The organism is Lentibacillus juripiscarius, assembly GCF_042685205.1.
Taxonomy (GTDB): domain Bacteria; phylum Bacillota; class Bacilli; order Bacillales; family Amphibacillaceae; genus Lentibacillus; species Lentibacillus juripiscarius.
In genome coordinates this window covers 102,388-124,265 of the sequence record NZ_JBHUNA010000005.1, presented here as the reverse complement: position 1 = coordinate 124,265, position 21,878 = coordinate 102,388, and the positions used below count along the sequence as shown (strand labels likewise).

At 44.4% G+C, this 21,878-nt stretch carries 24 protein-coding genes, 2 tRNA genes and 2 other annotated features; of the genes, 19 read left to right on the top strand and 7 right to left on the bottom strand.

Features of this window, described 5'->3' with window-relative positions; all coding sequences use genetic code 11:
- Window positions 1-386 precede the first annotated feature (386 nt).
- Entirely contained in the window at window positions 387-1,403 is a 1,017-nt protein-coding gene (locus ACFSUO_RS03425; protein WP_382391109.1) for a D-alanyl-D-alanine carboxypeptidase family protein, read from the top strand.
- Window positions 1,404-1,505: 102 nt separating this feature from the next.
- On the opposite strand, the gene ACFSUO_RS03420 is transcribed toward ACFSUO_RS03425, so the two are convergent.
- The 4 genes from ACFSUO_RS03420 to ACFSUO_RS03405 all read right to left on the bottom strand — a co-directional run bounded on the left by ACFSUO_RS03420 (window position 1,506) and on the right by ACFSUO_RS03405 (window position 4,550).
- Window positions 1,506-1,958 carry a DUF2269 family protein gene (locus ACFSUO_RS03420; RefSeq protein ID WP_382391107.1) on the bottom strand — a complete coding sequence of 151 codons (453 nt, stop codon included), beginning with the start codon at window positions 1,956-1,958 and terminating at the stop codon, window positions 1,506-1,508.
- 115 nt (window positions 1,959-2,073) lie between these two features.
- A complete protein-coding gene (locus ACFSUO_RS03415) occupies window positions 2,074-2,937 on the bottom strand; it encodes a fructosamine kinase family protein (protein WP_382391105.1) in 864 nt (287 codons plus the stop codon).
- A 25-nt stretch (window positions 2,938-2,962) separates the two neighbouring features.
- On the bottom strand, window positions 2,963-3,418 hold the full coding sequence (locus ACFSUO_RS03410; RefSeq protein ID WP_382391103.1) for a nucleoside deaminase: 456 nt from the start codon (window positions 3,416-3,418) through the stop codon (window positions 2,963-2,965).
- 97 nt (window positions 3,419-3,515) lie between these two features.
- Entirely contained in the window at window positions 3,516-4,550 is a 1,035-nt protein-coding gene (locus tag ACFSUO_RS03405; protein ID WP_382391101.1) for a PTS transporter subunit IIC, read from the bottom strand.
- 223 nt (window positions 4,551-4,773) lie between these two features.
- Here ACFSUO_RS03405 and ACFSUO_RS03400 point away from each other — a divergent pair, with 223 nt between their 5' ends.
- Entirely contained in the window at window positions 4,774-5,334 is a 561-nt protein-coding gene (locus ACFSUO_RS03400; RefSeq protein WP_382391099.1) for a nitroreductase family protein, read from the top strand.
- A gap of 343 nt (window positions 5,335-5,677) precedes the next feature.
- Here the strand turns inward: ACFSUO_RS03400 and ddlA are convergent, their stop codons facing one another.
- Complete coding sequence (ddlA, locus tag ACFSUO_RS03395; protein WP_382391097.1) at window positions 5,678-6,781, bottom strand: D-alanine--D-alanine ligase; 1,104 nt, start codon at window positions 6,779-6,781, stop codon at window positions 5,678-5,680.
- A gap of 183 nt (window positions 6,782-6,964) precedes the next feature.
- Window positions 6,965-7,213, top strand: a binding site (T-box leader).
- Window positions 7,214-7,261: 48 nt separating this feature from the next.
- Window positions 7,262-7,532 (top strand) — a binding site (T-box leader).
- Window positions 7,533-7,916: 384 nt separating this feature from the next.
- On the opposite strand from ddlA, the gene trpE reads away from it, so the two are divergent.
- The 7 genes from trpE to trpA are packed head-to-tail and all read left to right on the top strand — an operon-like array spanning window position 7,917 to window position 14,281.
- A complete protein-coding gene (trpE, locus tag ACFSUO_RS03390; protein WP_382391095.1) occupies window positions 7,917-9,320 on the top strand; it encodes an anthranilate synthase component I in 1,404 nt (467 codons plus the stop codon).
- Window positions 9,301-9,900: an anthranilate synthase component II gene (locus tag ACFSUO_RS03385; protein WP_382391093.1), complete on the top strand. Its 600-nt coding sequence runs from the start codon at window positions 9,301-9,303 to the stop codon at window positions 9,898-9,900. Before trpE ends, ACFSUO_RS03385 begins: the two co-directional genes overlap by 20 nt.
- On the top strand, window positions 9,884-10,909 hold the full coding sequence (gene trpD, locus ACFSUO_RS03380) for an anthranilate phosphoribosyltransferase (RefSeq protein ID WP_382391091.1): 1,026 nt from the start codon (window positions 9,884-9,886) through the stop codon (window positions 10,907-10,909). The genes ACFSUO_RS03385 and trpD overlap by 17 nt, the downstream gene beginning before the upstream one ends.
- Window position 10,910: 1 nt before the next feature.
- Window positions 10,911-11,711 (top strand): indole-3-glycerol phosphate synthase TrpC, encoded by an 801-nt coding sequence (gene trpC / locus ACFSUO_RS03375; protein WP_382391089.1) that lies wholly within the window; start codon window positions 10,911-10,913, stop codon window positions 11,709-11,711.
- Window positions 11,701-12,303, top strand: coding sequence for a phosphoribosylanthranilate isomerase (locus ACFSUO_RS03370; protein ID WP_382391087.1), 603 nt, complete (start codon window positions 11,701-11,703; stop codon window positions 12,301-12,303). Before trpC ends, ACFSUO_RS03370 begins: the two co-directional genes overlap by 11 nt.
- Before the next feature lie 5 nt (window positions 12,304-12,308).
- Complete coding sequence (trpB, locus tag ACFSUO_RS03365; protein ID WP_382391085.1) at window positions 12,309-13,511, top strand: tryptophan synthase subunit beta; 1,203 nt, start codon at window positions 12,309-12,311, stop codon at window positions 13,509-13,511.
- Window positions 13,508-14,281: a tryptophan synthase subunit alpha gene (trpA, locus tag ACFSUO_RS03360; RefSeq protein ID WP_382391083.1), complete on the top strand. Its 774-nt coding sequence runs from the start codon at window positions 13,508-13,510 to the stop codon at window positions 14,279-14,281. Before trpB ends, trpA begins: the two co-directional genes overlap by 4 nt.
- Before the next feature lie 47 nt (window positions 14,282-14,328).
- Here trpA and ACFSUO_RS03355 read toward each other — a convergent pair whose 3' ends face one another.
- Entirely contained in the window at window positions 14,329-14,526 is a 198-nt protein-coding gene (locus ACFSUO_RS03355; protein ID WP_382391081.1) for an SHOCT domain-containing protein, read from the bottom strand.
- Between the two features lie 204 nt (window positions 14,527-14,730).
- Between ACFSUO_RS03355 and ACFSUO_RS03350 the strand changes: the two genes are divergently transcribed.
- The 7 genes from ACFSUO_RS03350 to ACFSUO_RS03320 all read left to right on the top strand — a co-directional run bounded on the left by ACFSUO_RS03350 (window position 14,731) and on the right by ACFSUO_RS03320 (window position 17,277).
- Window positions 14,731-14,806, top strand: a tRNA-Thr gene (locus ACFSUO_RS03350).
- A gap of 3 nt (window positions 14,807-14,809) precedes the next feature.
- Window positions 14,810-14,899 (top strand) — tRNA-Ser (locus ACFSUO_RS03345).
- Window positions 14,900-15,096: 197 nt separating this feature from the next.
- A complete protein-coding gene (locus tag ACFSUO_RS03340; RefSeq protein ID WP_382391079.1) occupies window positions 15,097-15,315 on the top strand; it encodes a spore coat protein in 219 nt (72 codons plus the stop codon).
- Window positions 15,316-15,610: 295 nt separating this feature from the next.
- Window positions 15,611-16,036 (top strand): spore coat protein, encoded by a 426-nt coding sequence (locus tag ACFSUO_RS03335; protein WP_382391077.1) that lies wholly within the window; start codon window positions 15,611-15,613, stop codon window positions 16,034-16,036.
- A 28-nt stretch (window positions 16,037-16,064) separates the two neighbouring features.
- Window positions 16,065-16,508 (top strand): spore coat protein, encoded by a 444-nt coding sequence (locus ACFSUO_RS03330; RefSeq protein WP_382391075.1) that lies wholly within the window; start codon window positions 16,065-16,067, stop codon window positions 16,506-16,508.
- A 168-nt stretch (window positions 16,509-16,676) separates the two neighbouring features.
- Window positions 16,677-17,051: a DUF2642 domain-containing protein gene (locus tag ACFSUO_RS03325; RefSeq protein WP_382391073.1), complete on the top strand. Its 375-nt coding sequence runs from the start codon at window positions 16,677-16,679 to the stop codon at window positions 17,049-17,051.
- 13 nt (window positions 17,052-17,064) lie between these two features.
- Window positions 17,065-17,277 (top strand): hypothetical protein, encoded by a 213-nt coding sequence (locus ACFSUO_RS03320; protein ID WP_382391071.1) that lies wholly within the window; start codon window positions 17,065-17,067, stop codon window positions 17,275-17,277.
- A 652-nt stretch (window positions 17,278-17,929) separates the two neighbouring features.
- Here ACFSUO_RS03320 and ACFSUO_RS03315 read toward each other — a convergent pair.
- Window positions 17,930-18,880, bottom strand: a complete 951-nt coding sequence (locus tag ACFSUO_RS03315; RefSeq protein WP_382391069.1) for a Gfo/Idh/MocA family protein — start codon at window positions 18,878-18,880, stop codon at window positions 17,930-17,932.
- Window positions 18,881-19,017: 137 nt separating this feature from the next.
- Here ACFSUO_RS03315 and ACFSUO_RS03310 point away from each other — a divergent pair, with 137 nt between their 5' ends.
- The 3 genes from ACFSUO_RS03310 to ACFSUO_RS03300 are packed head-to-tail and all read left to right on the top strand — an operon-like array spanning window position 19,018 to window position 21,875.
- A complete protein-coding gene (locus tag ACFSUO_RS03310; protein WP_382391067.1) occupies window positions 19,018-19,938 on the top strand; it encodes a glycosyltransferase in 921 nt (306 codons plus the stop codon).
- 14 nt (window positions 19,939-19,952) lie between these two features.
- A complete protein-coding gene (locus ACFSUO_RS03305) occupies window positions 19,953-20,633 on the top strand; it encodes an acyltransferase (protein ID WP_382391065.1) in 681 nt (226 codons plus the stop codon).
- 24 nt (window positions 20,634-20,657) lie between these two features.
- Window positions 20,658-21,875: a glycosyltransferase family 4 protein gene (locus tag ACFSUO_RS03300; RefSeq protein WP_382391063.1), complete on the top strand. Its 1,218-nt coding sequence runs from the start codon at window positions 20,658-20,660 to the stop codon at window positions 21,873-21,875.
- The last annotated feature ends 3 nt before the right edge of the window (window positions 21,876-21,878 follow it).

Below are 21,878 nucleotides of genomic sequence, written 5' to 3'. Positions count from 1 at the left end.
CAGCAACAAATAGTATATTGATTTAGTAAACAAAAACGCTTGGAGAGATATCATTTATCCAAGCGTTTTTTAATATCAAACTGTATTAAGGTGATGAATTCCTTAACACAGAGGAAGAACCGTTATTCGGTCACTCATTGGAGTGATGAACGACTGAACACAGTGATAGAGCCGTCTTTTGGTCACTCATCGGGGTGATGAACGACCAAACATAGCGATAGAACCATCATTCGGTCAATCATCGAGGTAATGAACGACCAAACACCGTTGCTAGAGGCTGAAGCATGTCTATCGACCAGCAGGCATGATTTGGCATAGACCAGTGCAATTGTGCAGTGTTAAGATGGAGTTTAGAAAAAGTTAAAAGACAACAGGGAGAGAAAAGGATGTTCCAAAAAAGCCTGACCGCTGTTTTTATGCTGCTTTCCTTCACACTTGCGGCCACAGCCTGCAGCAACGATAACCCGGAAAGCCAAGAAACGGCAGAACATGTACCAGCAGACAAAAAAGAAAATCAGCAAAAAGAGGCCCCGGAAGATGACAGTATTCAACTGCCGCAAAACGAACTCCAAAAAACGGATCAGGGCCGAGAAGTCACAGCCTTGCAGGAAGCACTACAGAAAGCCGGATACTCCATTAGTACGAATGGAACTTATAATGATGCTACAACATGGGCAATTACCGATTTTCAGCTGCAGCAGGAATCACTGACTGCTACCGGTGTGTATAATGAAGCAACCCGAAAAGCACTGCAGAAGATACTAAAGGAAGGTACAGCAGTAAAGGCCGGATCGGTTCTCGATAAACCGGACAACAGCCCGGAAACTATTGACAACCCGCATGACATCCTGGCACTTGTTAATAAAGAAAACCGACTGCCAAGTGAATTTGTCCCTCGTAACCTTACCGTACCGGATGTACGCTTTCCGTTTGAAGAGTTTTTACCGAAAAAACAAATGAGGGAAGTGGCCGCCAGCGCACTGGAGGATATGTTCAAAGCCGCCGATAGCGCCGGACTTGAACTGTTTGCCCAATCAGGCTACCGGTCCTTTGAAAGACAGGACGCGATTTTCGCCTCCAATGTTCGAAAGAATGGTGAAGAGGCAGCCAATAAATTCAGTGCAAGACCGGGAGAAAGTGAGCACCAGACCGGCCTGACAATGGATATCACCAGTCCGGACGTGGATTATCAGTTAATCATAGAATTCGGTCAGACAGATGAAGGCAAATGGATTAAGAAACACGCCGCCGAATACGGATTCATCATTCGTTACCCGGAAGGAAAACGAGCAATTACGAAATACCAGTATGAACCATGGCATTTACGGTACGTAGGGAAAAAAGCCGCAGCAGCAATCATGGAACAGGGGATTACACTGGAAGAATATTTGGGAGAAACTTAACACAGGCGGGCGCATTGAAAAAAACTCTTTAAAACACAAACAGCGGGGACATCCATACGGCGATGTCCCCACTTTTCTTTTTATATTGCTCGTGGCAGGCAATTAGAATGGCTTCAAAATCATTAGCGCAATAATAATTAAAAACAGTATATTTTCCAGTCGTTCATAGAAAAATAGTTTCCTGGAAAGTGTATAATAGACGGATGGTATGTCATCTCCCTGGTGCTCGTTAAGCAGCTTCTTCACCGGCTTAGACTTTGGTGACAGCATGGCAGGCCCCAACCCCAGTGCGATGAGATACAGTGTCAGACTTGTCACATACCAGCCTTTTTCAAAGAGATATGGGTTTAAAAAGCCCATCCACAGTCCCGAAATCAATAGTAATGTTCCGCCAACCATCACAAAAATATGCAGGCGGTTCCGAATAACATACGCATGCCGCAGTTCAGTCATGGTCTCCGCTTTCGTCACTATGTAAATCATCACAAAGCCGGGCCCCATTCCTAATATTGCCGAAAAGACGTGTATAAAGACAAGCAGCTCATAAAATGTCATCGTTCACCCCACCAATCCCATCATGTACCCCCATCATACACGATTAATGGCAGGGAGCATTTGTGACATGCAGCACAATTCCAGCTCCCTTTATGACAAAATTGTGTCACCCCGGTCAACCACAATACCTTTTCAAAATCGCATCAACAGAAGATCCATATGCCTCACCGAAGATATTCAGATGAACGAGTAAATAATATAACTGATATAGTGGTTTAACATCCGCATAATCCGGTGATAGCGGAAACCGGTCCCAATACGCCCTGTAGAAATCGCCGGAATAGCCGCCGAACAATTCGGTGAAAGCCAATTCAAAGTGCCGGTCCCCGTACAGGAATGAAGGATCAATGACATATGGGTCCCCGCCTGACCCGGCAAGCCAATTGCCACCCCACAGATCTCCATGCAAATAGGAAGGCTCCACATTCGCCGGAACCCATTTCTCCAGGTTCATTAGCAATCGTTCCAGCCGTTCGCGCCGTTTCCCGGTTATACAGCCCCGGTCAACTCCTAACGTCAACTGTGCTTTCAGCCGCCGTTCCCGGTAATAATCCAGCCAGTTGGAAAATAAACCGTTTGGCTGCGGCAGTGTACCGATGAATGTATCATATGCAAATCCATGATTATCACCAAACGCCTGATGCATGTGGGCAATACGGTCTCCCAGTTTCCATTGTGTATTGTGGGCACGTTCTCCTTCGACCCATTCCATGACGAGAAATGCGGCATCTTTTTCATCCGAATATGCATAAACCTCTGGTACAGCGATGGAATCCGTCTGTCTGATCAGGTCCAGGCCCTTGGCTTCCAGTTCAAAGAAACGTGCCGGGGGATCTGTATGATATTTTATAAAATATTGCTGTTCTTCTGTTTCCACAAAATAACTTTCATTGATGGATCCGCCCGCCACCCGTTTCGCCTGCTTGACAGATGAATTATCACCCGTCTGCTGCAATGCCGTTTGCATGAATCTGTTCATCAGGATGCTCCTTTACGTTCTCCCTTTAATCGGTATGCTCTTTCCATAATTGCATAGGATCTTCCTGTCCATTCTGCAGAGGCATATGGATCAATTCCATCCGGCGCTCACTTTTTGGTTTTTTCAGCTCTTCGTAAACAGTCTCTGCTTTTCCCAATCCGGCATCAACAGCATCCTCCGATGAAGCGCAATAATAGATTTGATCAATTCCGGCATAATACATCGCCGTCAGACACATCGGGCACGGCTCACCGCTGGCATACATCGTGTAACCTTTCAGCACATGGGAATGCATCATTTTCTGCGCTTTTCGCATCGCTTGAATTTCAGCATGTGCTGTAATATCGAAGCGTTTATGCAGCTCATTTACTCCTTCTGTCACCTTGTTACCGTTTTTCACCAACACTGCACCAAACGGTTCGCCGCCATTACGAACGTTGTCGGCAGCCAATTCCACTGCTCGCTCCATAAATTGGTCCATCCGTCCATCATCCTTTCCATGTTTATTCCAAATTTGTTTTCAGTATAACAAAAAATATTTGCCGCCGCGCCCCAGGGAACTGTACCTAAAGTCAACTTCACTCATAATCGATCAGCATGTCACCCGGTTTGATCCAGCCTTTTTTCCGAAACCATTCCGCTATCACTAGACTGATAATCGCCGGGGCAGCGACATGCAGCACCACCATGGCCCAAAAAATGTCCCAAGAAAAGCCCATGGATTCAAATGTCATAATCTGCCCCACAAGACCGCTCGTACCCATTCCGGCACCAAGGTCATTGTTTTTAAGCTGAAGCCAGACGATTGCAAAAGGGGCAAGAACTGCTCCAGCAACAGTCGGCGGGATAATGATGATTGGATTCCGCAGCACGTTACCAATTTGCAGCATCGACGTTCCAATCCCTTGTGCCAGCAGTCCGCCAACCCCATTTTCACGGTAACTGGCTGCTGCAAACCCAACCATTTGCGCAGCACACCCCACCGTTGCCGCTCCAGCAGCCAGCCCGTCAATGGAAAGCATAATGGCGATGGCCAGACTGGATATAGGAGCCGTCAAAGCCCACCCCATCAGCACTGCGACCAAAATCCCCATGATAAACGGCTGCTGTGCGGTAGACCAGTTGATAATTTCGCCAAACCATACCATGAACGTATTGATTGGCGGCCCTATAAACGTACCGACCGTAAACCCGGCCAGTATCGTGACAAACGGTGTGACGATTATATCGACACGCGTCGTTTTATAAACAGCTTTACCAAATTCTGTTGCAAATAGAGCTGTTACGTAACTCCCTGCCGGTCCACCCAATTCCGCACCAAACGCCCCAGCGAATAGTGCCGAAAACAAAACAAGCGGTGGAGCCTTTAAACCATAGGCAATCGCAACACCAATGGCACCACCCATGATCTTCGTTCCCATTGCATAGCTGCCCATCTCAATCAAAAAGTCCAGCCGCTGAAATCCAAGTTCCACAGCCTGCTCCCCGACCGTTTGAATGATCAATCCAATAATTAGTGACGAGAATAAACCCAGTGCCATATAGCTTAGCGCCGTGACCACATACTCCCGTACTGACAGTGAAATCCCCTTCCGCCTTAGAAACGCTTTCATTTTTCTTCCTCCTTTTGTGAAATCATTCACAAAAATACATGTGTTCACCTATTTATTTCTCTATGTATGTACCTTCCATTATTGCGTGATTCTTTTCACAAATCAAGCACAATTTCAATGAACAAGCAATTTTTGCCTTTTCCTGTTTTATGGGCTACAATCTAATTGAAAATGGCTATCAATTTAAAGCATATGTACTATATAAATTCAGGAGGGTGACGATTTGGAGAAAATAAAGCTGCCCACAGCACTGCAGCAAACCATCCGCGATCGGCGCGCTGTCAAAAAGGGCTATAGCGATAAACCGGTTACCGAGGAAACTATAAAAAAACTGCTGGAAGATGCAGTCTGGGCACCCACACATGGTATTCGTCAGCCATGGCGGTTTATATTCGTTGGCCCGGAGCAAAAGGAAAGCTTTGCTGACAAAGTTGCCGCCACGTACCCAGAGGAACGGCAGGAAAATCGCCGAGCGTATCTCCGTGAGCCAAATGCATTTCTGATTGTTGTCATGGAGGAACCCGCCAGTCAAAAGCAATGGGACGAAAACTTCGGGGCGGCCGCATGCATGATTCAAAACTTCTGGCTGCTTGCCTGGGAACATAAACTTGGCGTCGTCTGGAAAACCAACCCCCATATTTATGATCCAAATGTTAAAGACATTCTCAACATCGGGGAAGATGAAAAAATCGTCGGTTTCCTGCACCTCGGCTACTTTGACCAGGCACCCGCCAAAAAAGAACGCATACCAGCTGCAGATAAATTCACGACATTTCATGGGTAACCAGAACAAAAGCGCAAGCGCCCGGTTAGCGACGTATGGACTGGACTGAGCCGTATGAGATAAAGGAAACACGATGAGCGTAAGCGAATCGATATTGACTTATCGTAAGGAGGTGAAGGAAGTCGCACTAGTCGCTGGGCGCTGGAGCTGGACGTGTCTAGCTCTGTAATATCAGGTATGTAATGACCTAAATTTTATACTTTCTTATCTCATTAGAAAAACTCAGGCCTAGCCTTTTAGCGAATGCCGAGGTTTCGCTTATAAGGTCATCCATAATTTATACGTTCTGACGTTATAGAAAAGAGGCTGTTCTCACCAGGAGCAGCCTCTCACCATTACGTATTTAGTCATCCCAAACGGCACTTTTTAATGTACTACTGCGCTGATGCCGGTCGATTGCCAACTCAATCAGTCGGTCGATTAGTTCCGGATACGTTACACCGCTAAGCTCCCACAGTTTCGGATACATGCTGATGCGTGTAAACCCGGGCAGTGTGTTGACTTCATTCACATATACGTCTCCATCTTCTGTCAGGAAGAAGTCTACCCGGGCAAGCCCTTCACATTCAAGGATCCGAAATGCATCTACCGCCGCCTTTCGTACTTTCTCTGTCGCTTCATCTGACAGATCAGCCGGCATTTCAAGTCTGGCACCGGATTCGTCAATATATTTGGATTCATATGAGTAAAATTCTGTACGCGGCAATATTTCCCCTGGTAACGATGCTTGCGGGTCTTCATTGCCCAGCACCGCACATTCAATTTCTCGCCCGCTCAATGCTTCTTCAATCACCACTTTCTGATCATATTGAAATGCTTCAGAAATAGCCTTCTCAAACGCTTCCCGTATGGATACCTTGCTTACACCAACGGAAGACCCCTGGTTTGCAGGTTTAATGAACATCGGCACACCTAATTCCGCCTTGGCCTTATCGAAATCAATATGCTGCTTTTCCGCTCGTGAATAAGTGAGTCCTTTTGCAACATTCAGCCCGGCAGCCTGGAGCAGCCGTTTGGCAATATCTTTATCCATGCAGACCGCTGACCCCAATACACCTGTACCAACAAATGGGAGATTAGCAAGGCGCATCATGCCCTGCAGACTGCCATCCTCGCCCAGTGTTCCATGAACGATCGGAAACACAGCATCAAGCTGATTCATCACACCGGCATCTGCAGCGCGAATCAGCTGATGGTCTTTCTGTCCGGGTACCATAGCAACCATCTCGTCCGATTTGTTCAGCCGGATAGATTTCGGGTCTTCGGCATTGATCAAATACGAGGACTGGTCGTTTATATGCCACTTCCCCTGCTTATCAATCCCAATCAGAACAACATCATATTTATCTTTATCAATCGCATCGACTATGTTTTTCGCCGATTGCAGTGAAACTTCATGTTCAGCAGATTTCCCGCCAAAAATAATTCCAACCGTTTTTTTCGGCATTCTCAGAACCCCTTTGCAAATGTATATATCTAAAATAGCATATAAAGGCTTGTTTAATACAGGAAAAATTAATTCACGCAGCTAAAATGCCGGCTTGGCCGTGGATTCGATAAAACCTTCTATACAAAAGTATCTTGACAAATGGTAAAAACACGCTTATGATAGTTATCAAACATTTTTAAAAATGAAGCGTTGACGAAGAGAAGTAACCTGTTGTTATTCAGAAGAGAGCCGGTGGCTGGTGTGAACCGGTGGATAAGGCAGGCGAATGGACTTCCGAGCTTCCGGACCGAACCGATTTTTGCAGTAGGCTCCGGCGACGTGATCCCATCGTTACACGGGTCGCATATGAAACATATCCATGTTTCGTATGGTCGGAGTGAGCTGTTATACAGCTAACAAAGGTGGCACCACGGGTTTCCTGTCCTTTTAGAAGGATGGGGAGCCCTTTTTTTATTTTCATGATCAACAACCGAATACATAAAATCGCTGAGCAAGAGAAGTAAGCTTTCTTGAAGCGTTCCAGAGAGCCGGCGGCGGTGAGAAGCCGGTACGCGGATAATTGCTGAATGGACTTGCGAGAGGTTTCCTGAATGACAGTACGGAAACACGGAGATCCGCCGTTATACGGATAAGATATCGGATGAAAAGCGCACCTGGCAACATCGCTTTGCATTCCCGTATCTGAACGAGATGGAGGTATATCGTTATCTCCAAAAGAGGTGGCACCGCGGTCACAATCGTCCTCTAAAAACACATTCCCCATGTGTTTTTAGAGGATTTTTTTATTGGGGCTGTTTTCTACAAGAGTGTTGCTTTTTGAATAAGTTTTAATTAAAGCTTCGCACAAAGAAGCCCGTATACACGTAGACTCCAGCGGGACAGCGAGACAGACCAAGACCCCACAGTGAGCGGTTTTTGCGAACGAGGAGGCTTGGCGCGAGCCCGCGGAAAGCGACGAGCGAAACTTCCACCGAGTAAGCTACGAGTTGCGAGGAGTGTTAGCTTCACCGAAAAAGCTTGCAACACGACGAGCACGTGTATACGGGTTGCGGGCCAGATAACGACAATGTTTACGAAAACAGCCTTTACTTATGTGTGAACAACCGCTTTATGTGAAAGGAGTCTTTAACTAATGAAAACAAAAACACTGCCCTTCAAGTACATCAAACAAAACGCTGACACACTGACACCCATTGGAATATACAAAAACCTTCAAGGTACGAAAAAGTTTTTACTGGAAAGTTCGTTTCAACATGCGGAAAAAGGTAAGTATTCCTTTATCGGGGCTAACCCCTACCAGGAATTCGTCGGCAGCCAAGATGTAACAACCATTTTAAGCCGTGAAAAAGTAACTGTAGAAAAACGAAGCGAACCTGTTTTATCGGTCTTACAAGAAGAGTTTCCTAAATTAGACTTCGACCTCCCTTTTCCTTTTTTTGGAGGAGCTGTAGGGTATATTGGATACGATGCTATCCGTTCCTATGAAACGATTGGTGATGAGTTACCTGATGATATAGGCATGCCTGATGTTCATTTCATGCTTTATAAAAATATCATTGTTTTTGACCATCGTGATGAATCGGTTTACCTTGTTGCAACAAACCTGGACCAACAGCCTGAACATATATTAGACGAACGGCTAGCAGATATGAAAAAGGCATTAAATTCCATTCCAACAGAAGATCCGGCAATGGACGAAAGTATTCAATTCAAGCCAGAAATGGATAAACAGCACTTTATGCGAAATGTGGAAATAGCAAAAGAACATATTAAGCAGGGTGATATCTACCAGGTTGTTTTATCGCAGCGTATGCAAGCTTCATTAACAAGTGATCCTTTTGATTTTTATCGGAAACTGCGGAAGGAAAATCCATCCCCCTATATGTTTTATATCGACTTTGACGACTATTTACTGTTAGGTGCATCGCCGGAAAGCCTGCTTAAAACGACGGGTCAGGACATTATCGCAAATCCGATTGCTGGTACACGCCCTCGTGGTAAAACAAAAGGTGCAGATGAAGCATTCGCCAGTGAACTTCTTGCAGATGAAAAGGAAATTTCAGAACACCGAATGTTAGTTGATTTAAGCCGAAATGACCTTGGTCGTGTATGTGAAGTTAATAGTGTTTCAGTTCCAGCTTATATGGAAGTAGAAAAATATCAGCACGTGATGCACATGGTGTCTGAAGTACACGGCAAATTAGATAATCAATTTTCGAGTATTGACGCGTTAATCGCCTGTTTGCCTGCTGGAACCGTTTCTGGTGCACCAAAAATTCGTGCCATGCAAATCATTAATGAATTAGAAGGTGTAAAGCGTGGTGCCTATGGTGGCGGTGTTGGCTATATCAATTTCAATTACGACTTGAACATTGCACTGACCATTCGATCGCTCGTTGTGAAGAATAATCATGCCTACTTACAAGCAGGTGCAGGTGTTGTATACGATTCAGATCCAGAGGCGGAATACAACGAAACATTGCACAAAGCAAAATCATTAATGGAGGTGACAAATGATGATGTTACTCATCGATAATTATGATTCATTTACGTACAACATCTATCAGTACGTTGCAAGCAAAGGAATTGAGGTGAAAGTTATCCGAAATGACGAACTTACTATTAATCGTATTTCGGAATTAAACCCAGAGGCAATCATCCTGTCACCCGGTCCCGGAACGCCGGAGAAAGCTGGTATCTGTCCGGAGATTGTTAAGTCCTTTCACAAAACAATTCCGATTCTTGGAATTTGCCTGGGTCACCAGATTATTGCCAGTGCATTGGGCGCCTCAATCACGGAAGCAAAGACCATTAAACATGGTAAAACATCATTGATTACACACAATGGACACGGGCTATTCAGTTACCTCCCGCAACCGCTTGACGTCATGCGGTATCACTCGCTGGTAATTGACCGGACAACACTGCCGAATGAACTAAAAGTTGTTGCTTCATCGCTTGAGGATAACGAAATAATGGCCATTAAACACCGGCAATACCCTGTCTATGGAATACAGTTTCATCCTGAGTCTATAGGCACAGCCACTGGCAGAAAAATGATTCATAACTTTTTAGAAGAAATCGGAAAGGAGTCTTATTATGAAAAGTTATCTTGAAAAACTGATGAACCGGGAAAGCCTGACATTGGAAGAAATGAAACAAGCGGCGGCAACATCTTTTTCCGAGCAGACTACCGAAAGTGAACTCGCCTCATTCCTGACTGCTTTACGGGTCAAAGGAGAAACACCTGAGGAAATCGCCGGCCTTGCCGAAATTATTCGTTCACAATCCGCCCAGACAACCGACATACCAATTTCCGCTATGGATAATTGCGGCACAGGTGGTGATGGTTCCCACAGTTTCAATATCAGCACAACAGCCGCATTTGTCCTGGCCGGCGCAGGAGCCACTGTCGCCAAACACGGCAACCGCAGCATCTCAAGTCGAACGGGAAGCGCGGATGTGCTGGAGCACTTGGGCGTTTCCTTATCCTTCACTAAAGAACATGTCGAGAAGATGCTTACGGAAAACAATATTGCATTTCTGTTTGCGCCAAATGTACACCCCGCCATGAAGCGGTTTATGAGCGTCCGAAAAAACATAGGTATCCCGACCATATTCAATCTGATTGGACCTCTTACAAATCCGGTCGCCCTTGACACCCAGCTACTTGGGGTCTATCGGCGAGATATACTCCCACTGCTTGCACAAACATTGCACCAGCTGGGACGAAAGCGGGCACTTGTTATCAATGGTGCGGGACATATGGACGAAGGTTCTCTCGCAGGTGAGAACCATATCGCGCTGCTTGAGGAAGGCAGCGTCACCTCCTTTACACTTAACCCGGATGAAGTGAATTTACCGGTATATGACAATGATGCAATCAAAGGCGGCAATGCCAAAGACAATGCCCGCATCTTAGTGGACGTCTTGAGCGGAAAACACGGCGCCCACCGCGATACCGTCCTTTTCAATGCAGGACTTGGACTGTTCGCGAATGGCACTGCTGAATCCATTCGGGATGGCATCAGAGTAGCTGAAGAAAGCATTGACAGCGGAGCCGCCATGGAAAAACTCGAGCGGCTGACCGATTACAGCAAAAAGGTATCAAGTGAGGTGATATAACATGACTATTTTAGACCGGATTCTCCGTGAAAAAGAAAAAGAAATTGCACTGCTGAAAGAACAGTCGTTCAATAATAGCATGAATGAATCAAAGCCTGCGGTTAAAGCGGTGCAGTCTTTCCGCAACGCAGAGCATATGAATGTCATCGCAGAAATCAAACGGTCCTCCCCCTCCAAAGGGAAAATAGCTATGATGGTTGACCCCGTGAAACAGGCGAAGTTGTATGAAGCAAGCGGAGCCGATGCCATATCTGTTCTGACAGACGAAACTTTTTTCAATGGATCGATGGATGATTTGCAGGCAGTTCAGAAGGCGGTGGATCTGCCAATTCTCTGCAAAGATTTTTTCCTGGATGAAGTTCAGATTGATCGTGCCAAGGCTGCAGGCGCATCGATTATTTTATTAATTGCTGCTGCCATGTCCGCGGCCAAATTGAAAGATCTGTATCAATATGCATCCGACCAAGGACTCGAGGTACTGTGTGAAGTGCACAACGAACGTGAGATGGAAACAGCGATCGATATAGGAGCGGCTATCATCGGTATCAATAACCGGGACCTGAAAACATTCAAGGTCGACCTGTCCACCACCCGGCACTTAGCAGCCATGGTGAGTGACCCAGACACAGTCCTGATCAGCGAAAGCGGCATGCAGACTTGTGAGGACGCTTCTCAGGCGAGCAAAAATGGTGCACATGGCATCCTTGTCGGGGAGACATTAATGCGTTCCAGTGATGTGACTGCACTGATCAGCTCACTAAAAGTTCCTTTGAAAGAAGGAGGATTCCCAAATGCTCGTTAAAATTTGTGGGATTACTACCATGGAAGGTGCACAAGTGGCCATCCAAGCGGGCACTGACTTTATCGGTTTTGTTTTTGCACCAAGCAAACGGCAGATTACACCGGAAAAAGCAGCCGGAATAAGTGCTGCCCTCCCTTCGTCCGTTAAAAAAGTTGGTGTGTTTGTAAACGAATCAACCGATACCATCGCAAAGATCGCAGGGAAAGTCGGATTAGACTACATCCAGCTTCATGGTGATGAATCCTCCGCCTTTGCCGAACAGCTGTCCTACCCGGTCATCAAGGCCTTTCCAATGACCGGGGAAGGCACCGCGGAATTGGAGTCCTATCCATGCACGTACTGCCTGACCGACAGTTCAACCGGTCCCAATCGCGGGGGTAATGGAACTTCATTCGACTGGAATCAGCTGAGAGACACCTCCCATCGGCAGCAAATTATATTGGCTGGTGGGCTGAACCCAGCCAATGTCCAGTCAGCGATCGCCATTACGAATCCCGGCGGTGTCGATGTATCAAGTGGTGTGGAGACCGATGGCAAAAAAGACCCAGAAAAGATACGCCAATTTATTACCAATGCAAAGATGAAAGGATGATTGAAATGACAACCTACACATTTCCCGATAAAAAAGGAAGATATGGAAATTTTGGCGGCAGATTTGTACCGGAGTTACTGATGCCGGCACTGCTGGAATTAGAGGAATATTACGAAGCGGCAATGAAAGACCCGGACTTCCAATCAGAATTGAACTATTATTTGGAAACCTATGTCGGACGGGAAACACCGCTCTTTCACGCAGCGAACTTGTCCAAAGATCTGGGTGGTCCTTCCATTTATCTTAAACGGGAGGATCTGAACCATACCGGCGCCCATAAAATCAACAATACCATTGGCCAAGCCTTGCTTACTTGCCGAATGGGTAAAAAGAAAGTCGTCGCCGAGACTGGTGCAGGCCAGCACGGTGTTGCGACTGCTACGGTTTGTGCACTGCTCGGACTTGAGTGTATTGTGTTCATGGGGGAAGAAGATATCCGCCGGCAAAAATTGAATGTTTTCCGGATGGAATTGCTCGGTGCAGAAGTGCGTAGTGTAGAACATGGAAGCGGAACATTAAAAGATGCGGTCAACGAAGCACTGCGTTATTGGGTTAGCAATGTGACCGATACCCATTATATTATCGGTTCGGTTGTGGGACCACACCCGTTTCCGAAAATTGTGCGTGATTTTCAATCCGTAATTGGTAAGGAAACGAAGAGACAGTACCAGGAGAAAACAGGTGAACTGCCAGATGCTGTTGTCGCCTCTGTTGGCGGCGGCAGTAACGCTATGGGGATGTTCCACCCATTTATCCAGGATGAGCATGTCACGCTTTATGGCGTGGAAGCAGGTGGAAGCGGTGTCGAAACAAATCAGCATGCCGCCACCCTGACTGCCGGAAGCACAGGTGTCCTGCACGGAACTATGACCCATTTGCTACAGGATGAACATGGCCAGATTGAAGAAGCCACCTCCATTTCGGCAGGTCTCGATTATCCCGGTGTCGGCCCTGAGCACAGCCACTTACACGACATAAATCGTGTCACCTATACATCGGTAACAGATCAGGAAGCAATCGACGCATTCAAACTGCTATCACGTACAGAAGGAATTATACCGGCTTTAGAAAGCGCCCACGCAGTAGCTTATGCGGCCAAATTGGCGAAAGCAATGCTACCATCCGAATCCATGGTTATTTGCTTATCTGGCCGCGGCGATAAAGACGTTGAATCAGTTCAGGATGTACTCGGGAGGGAATGCAAATGAGTAATAACAAACTAGCGGAAGCTTTACAGGCAAAACGCGCAGCAGGTGAAAACATTATTGTCCCATACATTATGGCTGGCGATGGTGGATTGGATATACTTGAAGAACGACTCACCTTTTTACAGGAATGCGGGGCAGCGGCTGTCGAACTCGGCATCCCTTTTTCTGATCCTGTTGCAGATGGCCCAACCATTCAGAATGCCGGAAAACGATCCAGGGAAAATGGAACAACACTTAAAAGCGTACTGGAAAGATTAGCAAGTTTTAAAGAAAAACGGTCGATTCCTGTTATTCTGATGACCTATTTTAATCCCATTTACACGTATGGTGTGGAGAAATTTGCGACCGACAGTGCTAACGCGGGTGTAACTGGTGTTATAATCCCTGATCTGCCCTTGGAGGAAGAGCCAGTCATCATGGATTACTTACAGGAACATTCGATTTCATCGATCCACCTTGCTGCCATGACTAGCCCGGATGATCGGCTAGCTGAAATCGCCAGGCGAACAGAAGGATTTCTTTATGCCGTTTCGGTTAAGGGGACAACCGGCGCCAGAGCGACCCATGAAAGTACCGTTAAAGCCTATTTAGAGAACCTCAAACAAATGACAGATACACCTGTCCTCGCTGGTTTTGGTGTATCTACTCCAGAACAGGCACGTGAGCTGGCTTCCCATTGTGATGGTGTGATTATTGGAAGCAGGATTGTTGACCTGTTTCATAAGGGAGAAACAGAGGAAATAAAAAACCTGATTCAGGAAAGCAGATAATCATTTTTTGTCACTTGCCGGAATACCTTTGGCAAGTGACAATATTTCTAATGCTTTCCCTGCCTTTCTTTGGCATTTTCATATTCCTCTTTCGTGATTTCACCTTTTTCATAACGCTTTCTCATTATTTCCAGTGATCCTTTCCTTCTGGTGTTTTTTCCGCCACGAAAACGGAAAAGGATGACCAACATGACAACCAACACAATAACGGCCAATATTATCCTTATATAACCTTCCACCGTCATGAAATCACCTCCACTTCTACCATTCCCCTGCGCAAATCAATTTAAGCATAAAGAACTGCCTGGACAGGCTGAGCTGCCAGTATTGCTTTATGCTTCAGCACATGTTTTGAAAAATTTAACATTAATAATTTGAAACAAATCCATTGAATCCATAAACAAAATGTATTATTATTTTTAAGTGGAATTAAAAATTGCATGCCTCATGCTGGTGTGGCACAGTTGGTAGCGCGGTTCACTCGTAATGAACAGGTCGGAGGTTCGAGTCCTCTCACCAGCACCATCTGGAGGAGTACCCAAGCCCGGCTGAAGGGGACGCACTCGAAATGCGTTAGGGCGTGTAAGCGCCGCGTGGGTTCGAATCCCACCTCCTCCGTTTTAAAATTTACTCAGAAATCCAAGCAGGTACAGTTATTAGACTGTGCTTTTTTATTTTTCTAAAGACTTACAAGCAGTCCCCCACCTTTTTTCCCGACAAATTTTCACTCCCATAAACTAAGACAACTATACAGTCAAAATATGCTCTTTACCATAGTATAAACCAAAACATGAAGAAAGTGGGTGACGAGGAGTATGGATAATAATTCATCCAAGCATCAGGCAATCCCTGATCAGGTTGTCAACGTCATGATTGATGAGGTATTCCGAAAACACAATGTCAAACCTGATGAAATAGGCAAAAATATATCGAGCGAACAAAAACAAATGCTCAAAGAAATGGTTGAGGACTTAAAAGTACAAGTGGATCAGTTTAATAATGGTGAAAAAGGTACGAATACAACAAATGAATAAGAGTCTATTAAAGAAAACACCTATTTCATAGGTGTTTTCTTTAATTTCACCAAAATACGGTAATCTAGTCAATGTGTACAATCTGATTAATAGGAAAGACCATAGAGTACTATTAACAAAAGAAAGGAGTGTTAAGATGTCAGCATCCAGAAGTTTCGAAGCTTTCAATCCCTATAGCGGTAAAAGTAAATACTTTTATCTAAGGGATAAATACAGACACAAGAAACATCATTGTCATAGTTGTGGAGCTAATGTACCTTCCACCTCCAATGAATGTCACAGCTGCAGAGAAAAAATGGCTCGGGATCATCATCAATACGAAATAATCGAGGCTGACCACAATACCAACGAAGCAGTATCACAAGATGGAGATCAGTATTCCTTTATGGACCAGGAATCGGCTGAAATGATCTGGGTAAAGGAATCGTGCAATATCACCGTTGATTCCACAGACACACAAGTCGGGGTTTCACTTCAGGCAAGTTTGCAGTTAGCGATAACACTTGTCCTGAATATTGCGATTGGAAATACAGATCGAAGTGAAGCAGTATCACAGGATCTTATCCAGTCCTTTAACGCCGATCAAATAAATAAACAAAAAATATTCATTTATAATACCAAAGACGCTACCGTAACAACGAGAGATACGGATCTAGCAGTCAATATTCAAGTATTGCTGCAGCTGCTGCTGGTATTAGTTGTCATGGTCGACATTTTATAAAATCCCAATGGAAGGAGTTGGAGAAACCGTGAGTCATACAACCGAAACAAAGAGATGGCGTGCACTTGATCATTGTCATGACCATCAAAATGAGCCGAATGACGCAACTGCTAACCAAGAAGCAGAACAAGTTGCTTCCAATCAGCAAGTATCCAATGAATGGATTATCATTAAAGATTCCGAAAACATCGATGTAACAACCACTGACAGGCAAGCAGCTATTTCCTTGCAGCTTGGTATTGAAGCTGCAATTGCAGCAGTTATCAATATTGCCATAGGTGATGGTGAGTCAAAAGGCATTACGCAAGACATTAAGCAAGTAATAGGAACACGGCAAGCCAATCACCAAAAAACCATTGTCGAACAATCAAAAGATATTCAGATTACCACGACAGATACCGATATAGCAATTAACATCCAGCTATTATTCCAAGTTCTTGCTGCTATCGTAGCCAGTCTGGATATCCTGTAATGTAAAACTCCGGGGTGATGGAGGCAGTCAAACAAAGCAGCATAGAACCTAACTAGAACCACCAAAACACCCCCACCCCGGAAGAAGGTAAAACTTGGTTTCCTGGCACGTTCCTGCCGGGGGACCACTCAAAACCCTAAAGAAAGGAATGATTAGGAAATGGCTGATTTGACAAATCGCCAGCGAAATCTATTGAACCTGGTCAATCAGTTATCCCAAAATTTGATTAATGATACCAGCAGTGTAAATAGTAATCTCTCCGTTGATCTGCCACGTTTTGACTTTAATGCAGGAGTAAATGTTGACGTCGGTACAGGAAGCGGAACAGATACACCAACTGAACCTGCACCACCCCAAGGGCCTTCAACAGTTAGAGAAGTATTAATGAATTTAGTCAACGAACAAGTAGAGGTTACCACTCCTTTTGGCCCGGTATCCGGGACATTGCTTGCCGTAAAAAATGACTATATCGTCTTGATTGAGGCCGATGGATCGCAGGCACTTGTTCGTATTCCGAAAATTGAACTGGTCAGTGAATTATAAAGGAGGAATTCAAATGTTTCAGGATACGTTTGCAGCTGAAATGGCCAATCGTGTCGGTTCACAGGTTGAAGTAGCAACCGATAACAACTTGATCGAAGGAATTCTCTCAACCGTAACAACGGACTTGGTTCTTGTTATAGAAGTTAATAGCGGCTATGGAGAAAATACAAATCTGTATCTATCCATTGACGCCATCAACTTCGTCCGTTTCCCCGCAGCAGCATAACACTCAAGTTTCAAATCACTTCCGCCTGAATATATGGCATAGAATACCCCGGACCAAAAAGGCCGGGGTATTATTCTAGACTGACTTCCAAATGATTGCTACTACCAGAATGGAACAGTTTACCTAATAGGAAAATCAATGCAATCAGCAGCGTAAACATACAAGGAGGCACTCATATCCCTAGTGAAGGACTTTTCACTTGTTATCCGGCCAGATTCGGGCGCTCATAATGAGTGACCTTTCAACCGTTATCCGGCACGGTTCGGGCATTCATAACACGGATGAGTGACCTTTCAACCGTTACCCGGCACAATTCGGGCATTCATAACACCAATGAGTGACCTTTCAACCGTTACCTGGCACAATTCGGGCGCTCATAACACCGATGAGTGACCTTTCAACCGTTACCTGGCACAATTCGGGCGCTCATAACACCAATGAGTGACCTTTCAACCGTTACCTGGACAGGTTCGGGCATTCATAATCCCAATGAGCTACCTTTCAACCGTACCTAGACTGATTGGGTGGCTCTCATTACCAACACCTCACTAACAAAATAAATAGCAGGGAAATGTTATTGCACATTTCCCTGCTATTTTTATTCCGATTTACCTTATTTAAAAATATTCATTACCTTACCGGCATACAGATATTAATAAAATAACTCATTATGATCAATAATGGCATCCGTGATCTGATTAGCAGTAATTAGTACTTCGCGGCCGTCTTCTCCGGTAATGGAGGGATCTTTATCTGATTTAATGCTGCTGATAAAGTCCAGCAATTGAGGATGTAATGGCTTTATTGACTCCTCAAACTGAATCGTCTTAGTTACTGGTACTGGATTGTTACTAGTCTCTTCAATAAAAGAACCTGTCATTTTGATGGTATTACTCAGTAAGTCCGCTTCCATAAAAGCATCTTTTGTGAGGATTTGCATGTTCCTAACCTTTCTTTTTGACATAAAGCTTGCCGTTAGCTGTGCTGTAATTCCTTGTGAAGATCTTTTAAATGCAACGGCGTGTTTAGGTGTGCCGTCTATAACCTCTCCAAGCGCACAAAACTCAGAGCCATCATCCTTTAGCATCTTGTTTAGAATATAAATATCATGAATCATTAAATCTTTGACAACATCAACGTCTTTGATTCCAGAACCTGACGGGCTGATTCGATGAAAGGTAACGCCAACAATTGATTCATCTGCAAGTAAATGTAAAAGCATTTGAATGAATGGATTGTAAAGCTCAATATGACCCACTTGAAGTTTAACACCTGCTTTTGAGGCTTTATCAATCAAATCGTCAGCCTGCGCAACCGTACTTGTTATTGGTTTTTCCATTAACATATGCACATTATTTCTGATACAGGCCAAGCCAATCTCATAATGAAATTCAGTTGGTACAGCAATACTCACTGCCTCGACTGATTGGAGAAGGTCATCGATTGATTGAAACTGTTGAACGTTATATTTCTCAGCAACCTGACGCCTTTTTTGTTCGTCATTATCGTATACACCAGTAAGCTGGCATTGATCATTCATGGATAAATACGTGCGAACATGATTTTCTCCCATGTTCCCCGTTCCAATCACACCGACTTTCATAGAATATCTCCTCACTCTTTAATAAATTACTAGTTCATTCTATGTCTCCGGATTAGGAACGAAGTAGACTATCATACCAATGAAAGCCAATCTTGGCCTTTGTCCTGCGACACTTTTAGACAAAGAGGTGAGTTTTGATGCATATCCTATTTATTGCCGAAGATACGTCCAGACATCTGAATAAAAATTTTTATTATCTGGAACAGGAGCTGGCCAAGCGGGTACATCTGACCGTATGGCGCAAACCAGGGCATATCAGCTATATTTTAAAACAGCTTGGGGCTCGCCCGGATTTTATTTTGCTGTTAAATGACATGAACCATCGAATATCCCCGATGATTAAAGGACTCGCTCACATTGATATCCCCGCAGGTCTATTTGTTAACGATGTCCACCGTCTTACTAAACTTCGAAAAAACTTTATCGAGAAAAACCAAATTCCTTATGTGTTCACTGCCGTCCGGGATCAGTTTTTAGCAACTTATCCCGAATTTGAAAGAAAAATGGAGTGGCTTCCCCATTTTGTCCACCCCGACATATATAACGACTATAAAATGGAAAAAGACATCGATCTATTAATGATGGGAGCAGTTAATGACATTTATCCGTTGCGGCAAAGGATTCTGAATGCCTATCATAATGATGCCGATTTTGTTTATCACCGTCATCCTGGTTATCGGGATTTTACAGATAAAGAGGAAAGCCAGTATTTTATTGGCCAAACATATGCCCAGGAACTAAACCGGGCCAAGATCTTTTTCACCAGCCCATCTATACTATACTACCCTGTCATCAAGTACTTTGAAGCACTTGCCTGCCGAACACTCCTGCTGGCATCTAGCTTCAAGGAACTGGAGGATTTAGGCTTTATCCCCAATTTTCATTTTGTTCCGATAAACGAACACAACTTTCAAGAAAAAGCGGCATATTATTTAGTAAACCAAGTAGACAGACAAAAAATCACCGATCAGGGATATCGTTTTATCCACACAAGACATACCATTCAGCAACGAGCCGATGAGCTTGTCACACGGATCAAAACGATAGTTGATCAGTAAAAGGAGGAAATCACTTGTCTTCTATTCCTGAAACTGCACAACTCGGAAATCATACTGTCATTGAAGACGATGTTGTCATTGGGAATAATGTTTCTATCGGTCATAACACGGTGATTCTGCGGGGTACATGGATTGGTGATGATGTCACCATTGGCAATAACTGTGTTTTGGGAATCAGACCAGCTGTCAATCAGCGCATGCGAAAATCCGATAATGAGGACAGACAGTTAATTATCCAGTCCGGCACCAAAGTCGGGCATCTGGCCTCCGTCTACTCCGGGACCAAAATTGGCAGAAATGTATTTATTGGCGATCACGCAAGCATTCGGGAAAATGTTTTGATTGATGATAAATCAGTGGTTGGAAGAGCGGCTATTGTTGAGTTAAATAGCAAGATTGGAAAGTTCTGCACCATTCAGACGCTGGCCTATATTACAGGTGATACGACAATGGAGGACAATGTCTTTATCGGCCCATGTGTGTCCATGTCCAATGATAAGTATATGGGGGCTAAAAGCTTCACCTTGAACGGCCCGCTTATTAAAATGGGAGCAAAAATCGGCAATAACGCATCACTGCTGCCTGGTGTGACCATTGGACGCAACAGCATTATTGGCGCCGGCGCTGCCGTTACGAGGGATATAGAAAATAATGTGACAGCTGCTGGCGTCCCTGCAACGAAATTTAACCGCTAGATAGCTACAGGAAAGGTGAATCATATGCCAAAAAAGGTCTGCATGGTTGTTGCTCATCATCCATTTACAGATGCAAGGATTTTTAAAAAAGAGGCTAAAAGCTTACAGAAAAAAGGCTACCATGTCTCCATGATTGTTCCGAGAAAAAATGGTAAATTATTTGATATTGATGGGACCCCTTATACGAAGCGCTTCCAGAGCAAGATTTTTACCTATGAGGGAATTAAGATAGTCACATACCATTCCGAAAGCAGCCAAAAGGCATTGAGTAATGTCTTGAGCGATGAAAATAGCTGGGAAAACCATGGATTTAATAACCAGCTGACCCAACTTGCTATCAGAGAAAATGCTGATATATACCATGCGCATGAATACCTTTCGCTTTTTGCTGGAATAGGCATCAAACGGCTGATGAAAAAAAGAAAAGGAAAAGACGTCAAATTAATCTACGACAGCCATGAACTGACACCCGATCCACTAGACCCGAAGTACTCTCAGGAGAGAAGGACCAATCTGAAACAAAAACTGCTAACAATGCTTAAGGAAGTCGATCATGTTATTACTGTTTCTGATTCCATTAAATCCTGGTATTTATCTCACCGGCCGCAACTCCCTGTTGATGTAATCTATAACTCTCCCCCACTTGCAAAAAACTATGAATCCAAGGATTTTAATTCGGATAGGCTGACCGTCGGCTATGAAGGAAACATAGATGACAAAAAAAGCGGCTGGGAAAAGGTTATCGGCATTTCAGACATTTGCTCAAAGAACGTCGATTTTCATTTTAAAATTATCGGGGGAAACCGGTTCGGCAATTCCACTCCTATACCTGAACACCTTCAATCTCGTATAACATTAACCGGATGGGTCAATTATCATACCATTCCTATGTATATGACGGATGTCGATATTGGCTGGATTGACTTAGAGGATACAGCGTTTTCTCTTAACCGTGATTATTCATTGCCAAATAAATTTTTCAGTTATCTAAATAATGGCATACCCGTAATGGTCAATAATTCTAAAGAAATGAAGGAATTCATTAACAGACACCAGTGCGGCTATGTAATTGAAAAAAAGAACGCAACATCTAGAGATTATGCAGACGCGCTGCTTTCATTGCACAAGGATAAGAGCAAATTACAGCAAATGAGCAAAAATGCCCGTAATATAATGGAAAAACTCTATTCGTGGGAAAACATGGAGAAACGATTGCTTGCAATTTATCAATCGCTACTATAGGGG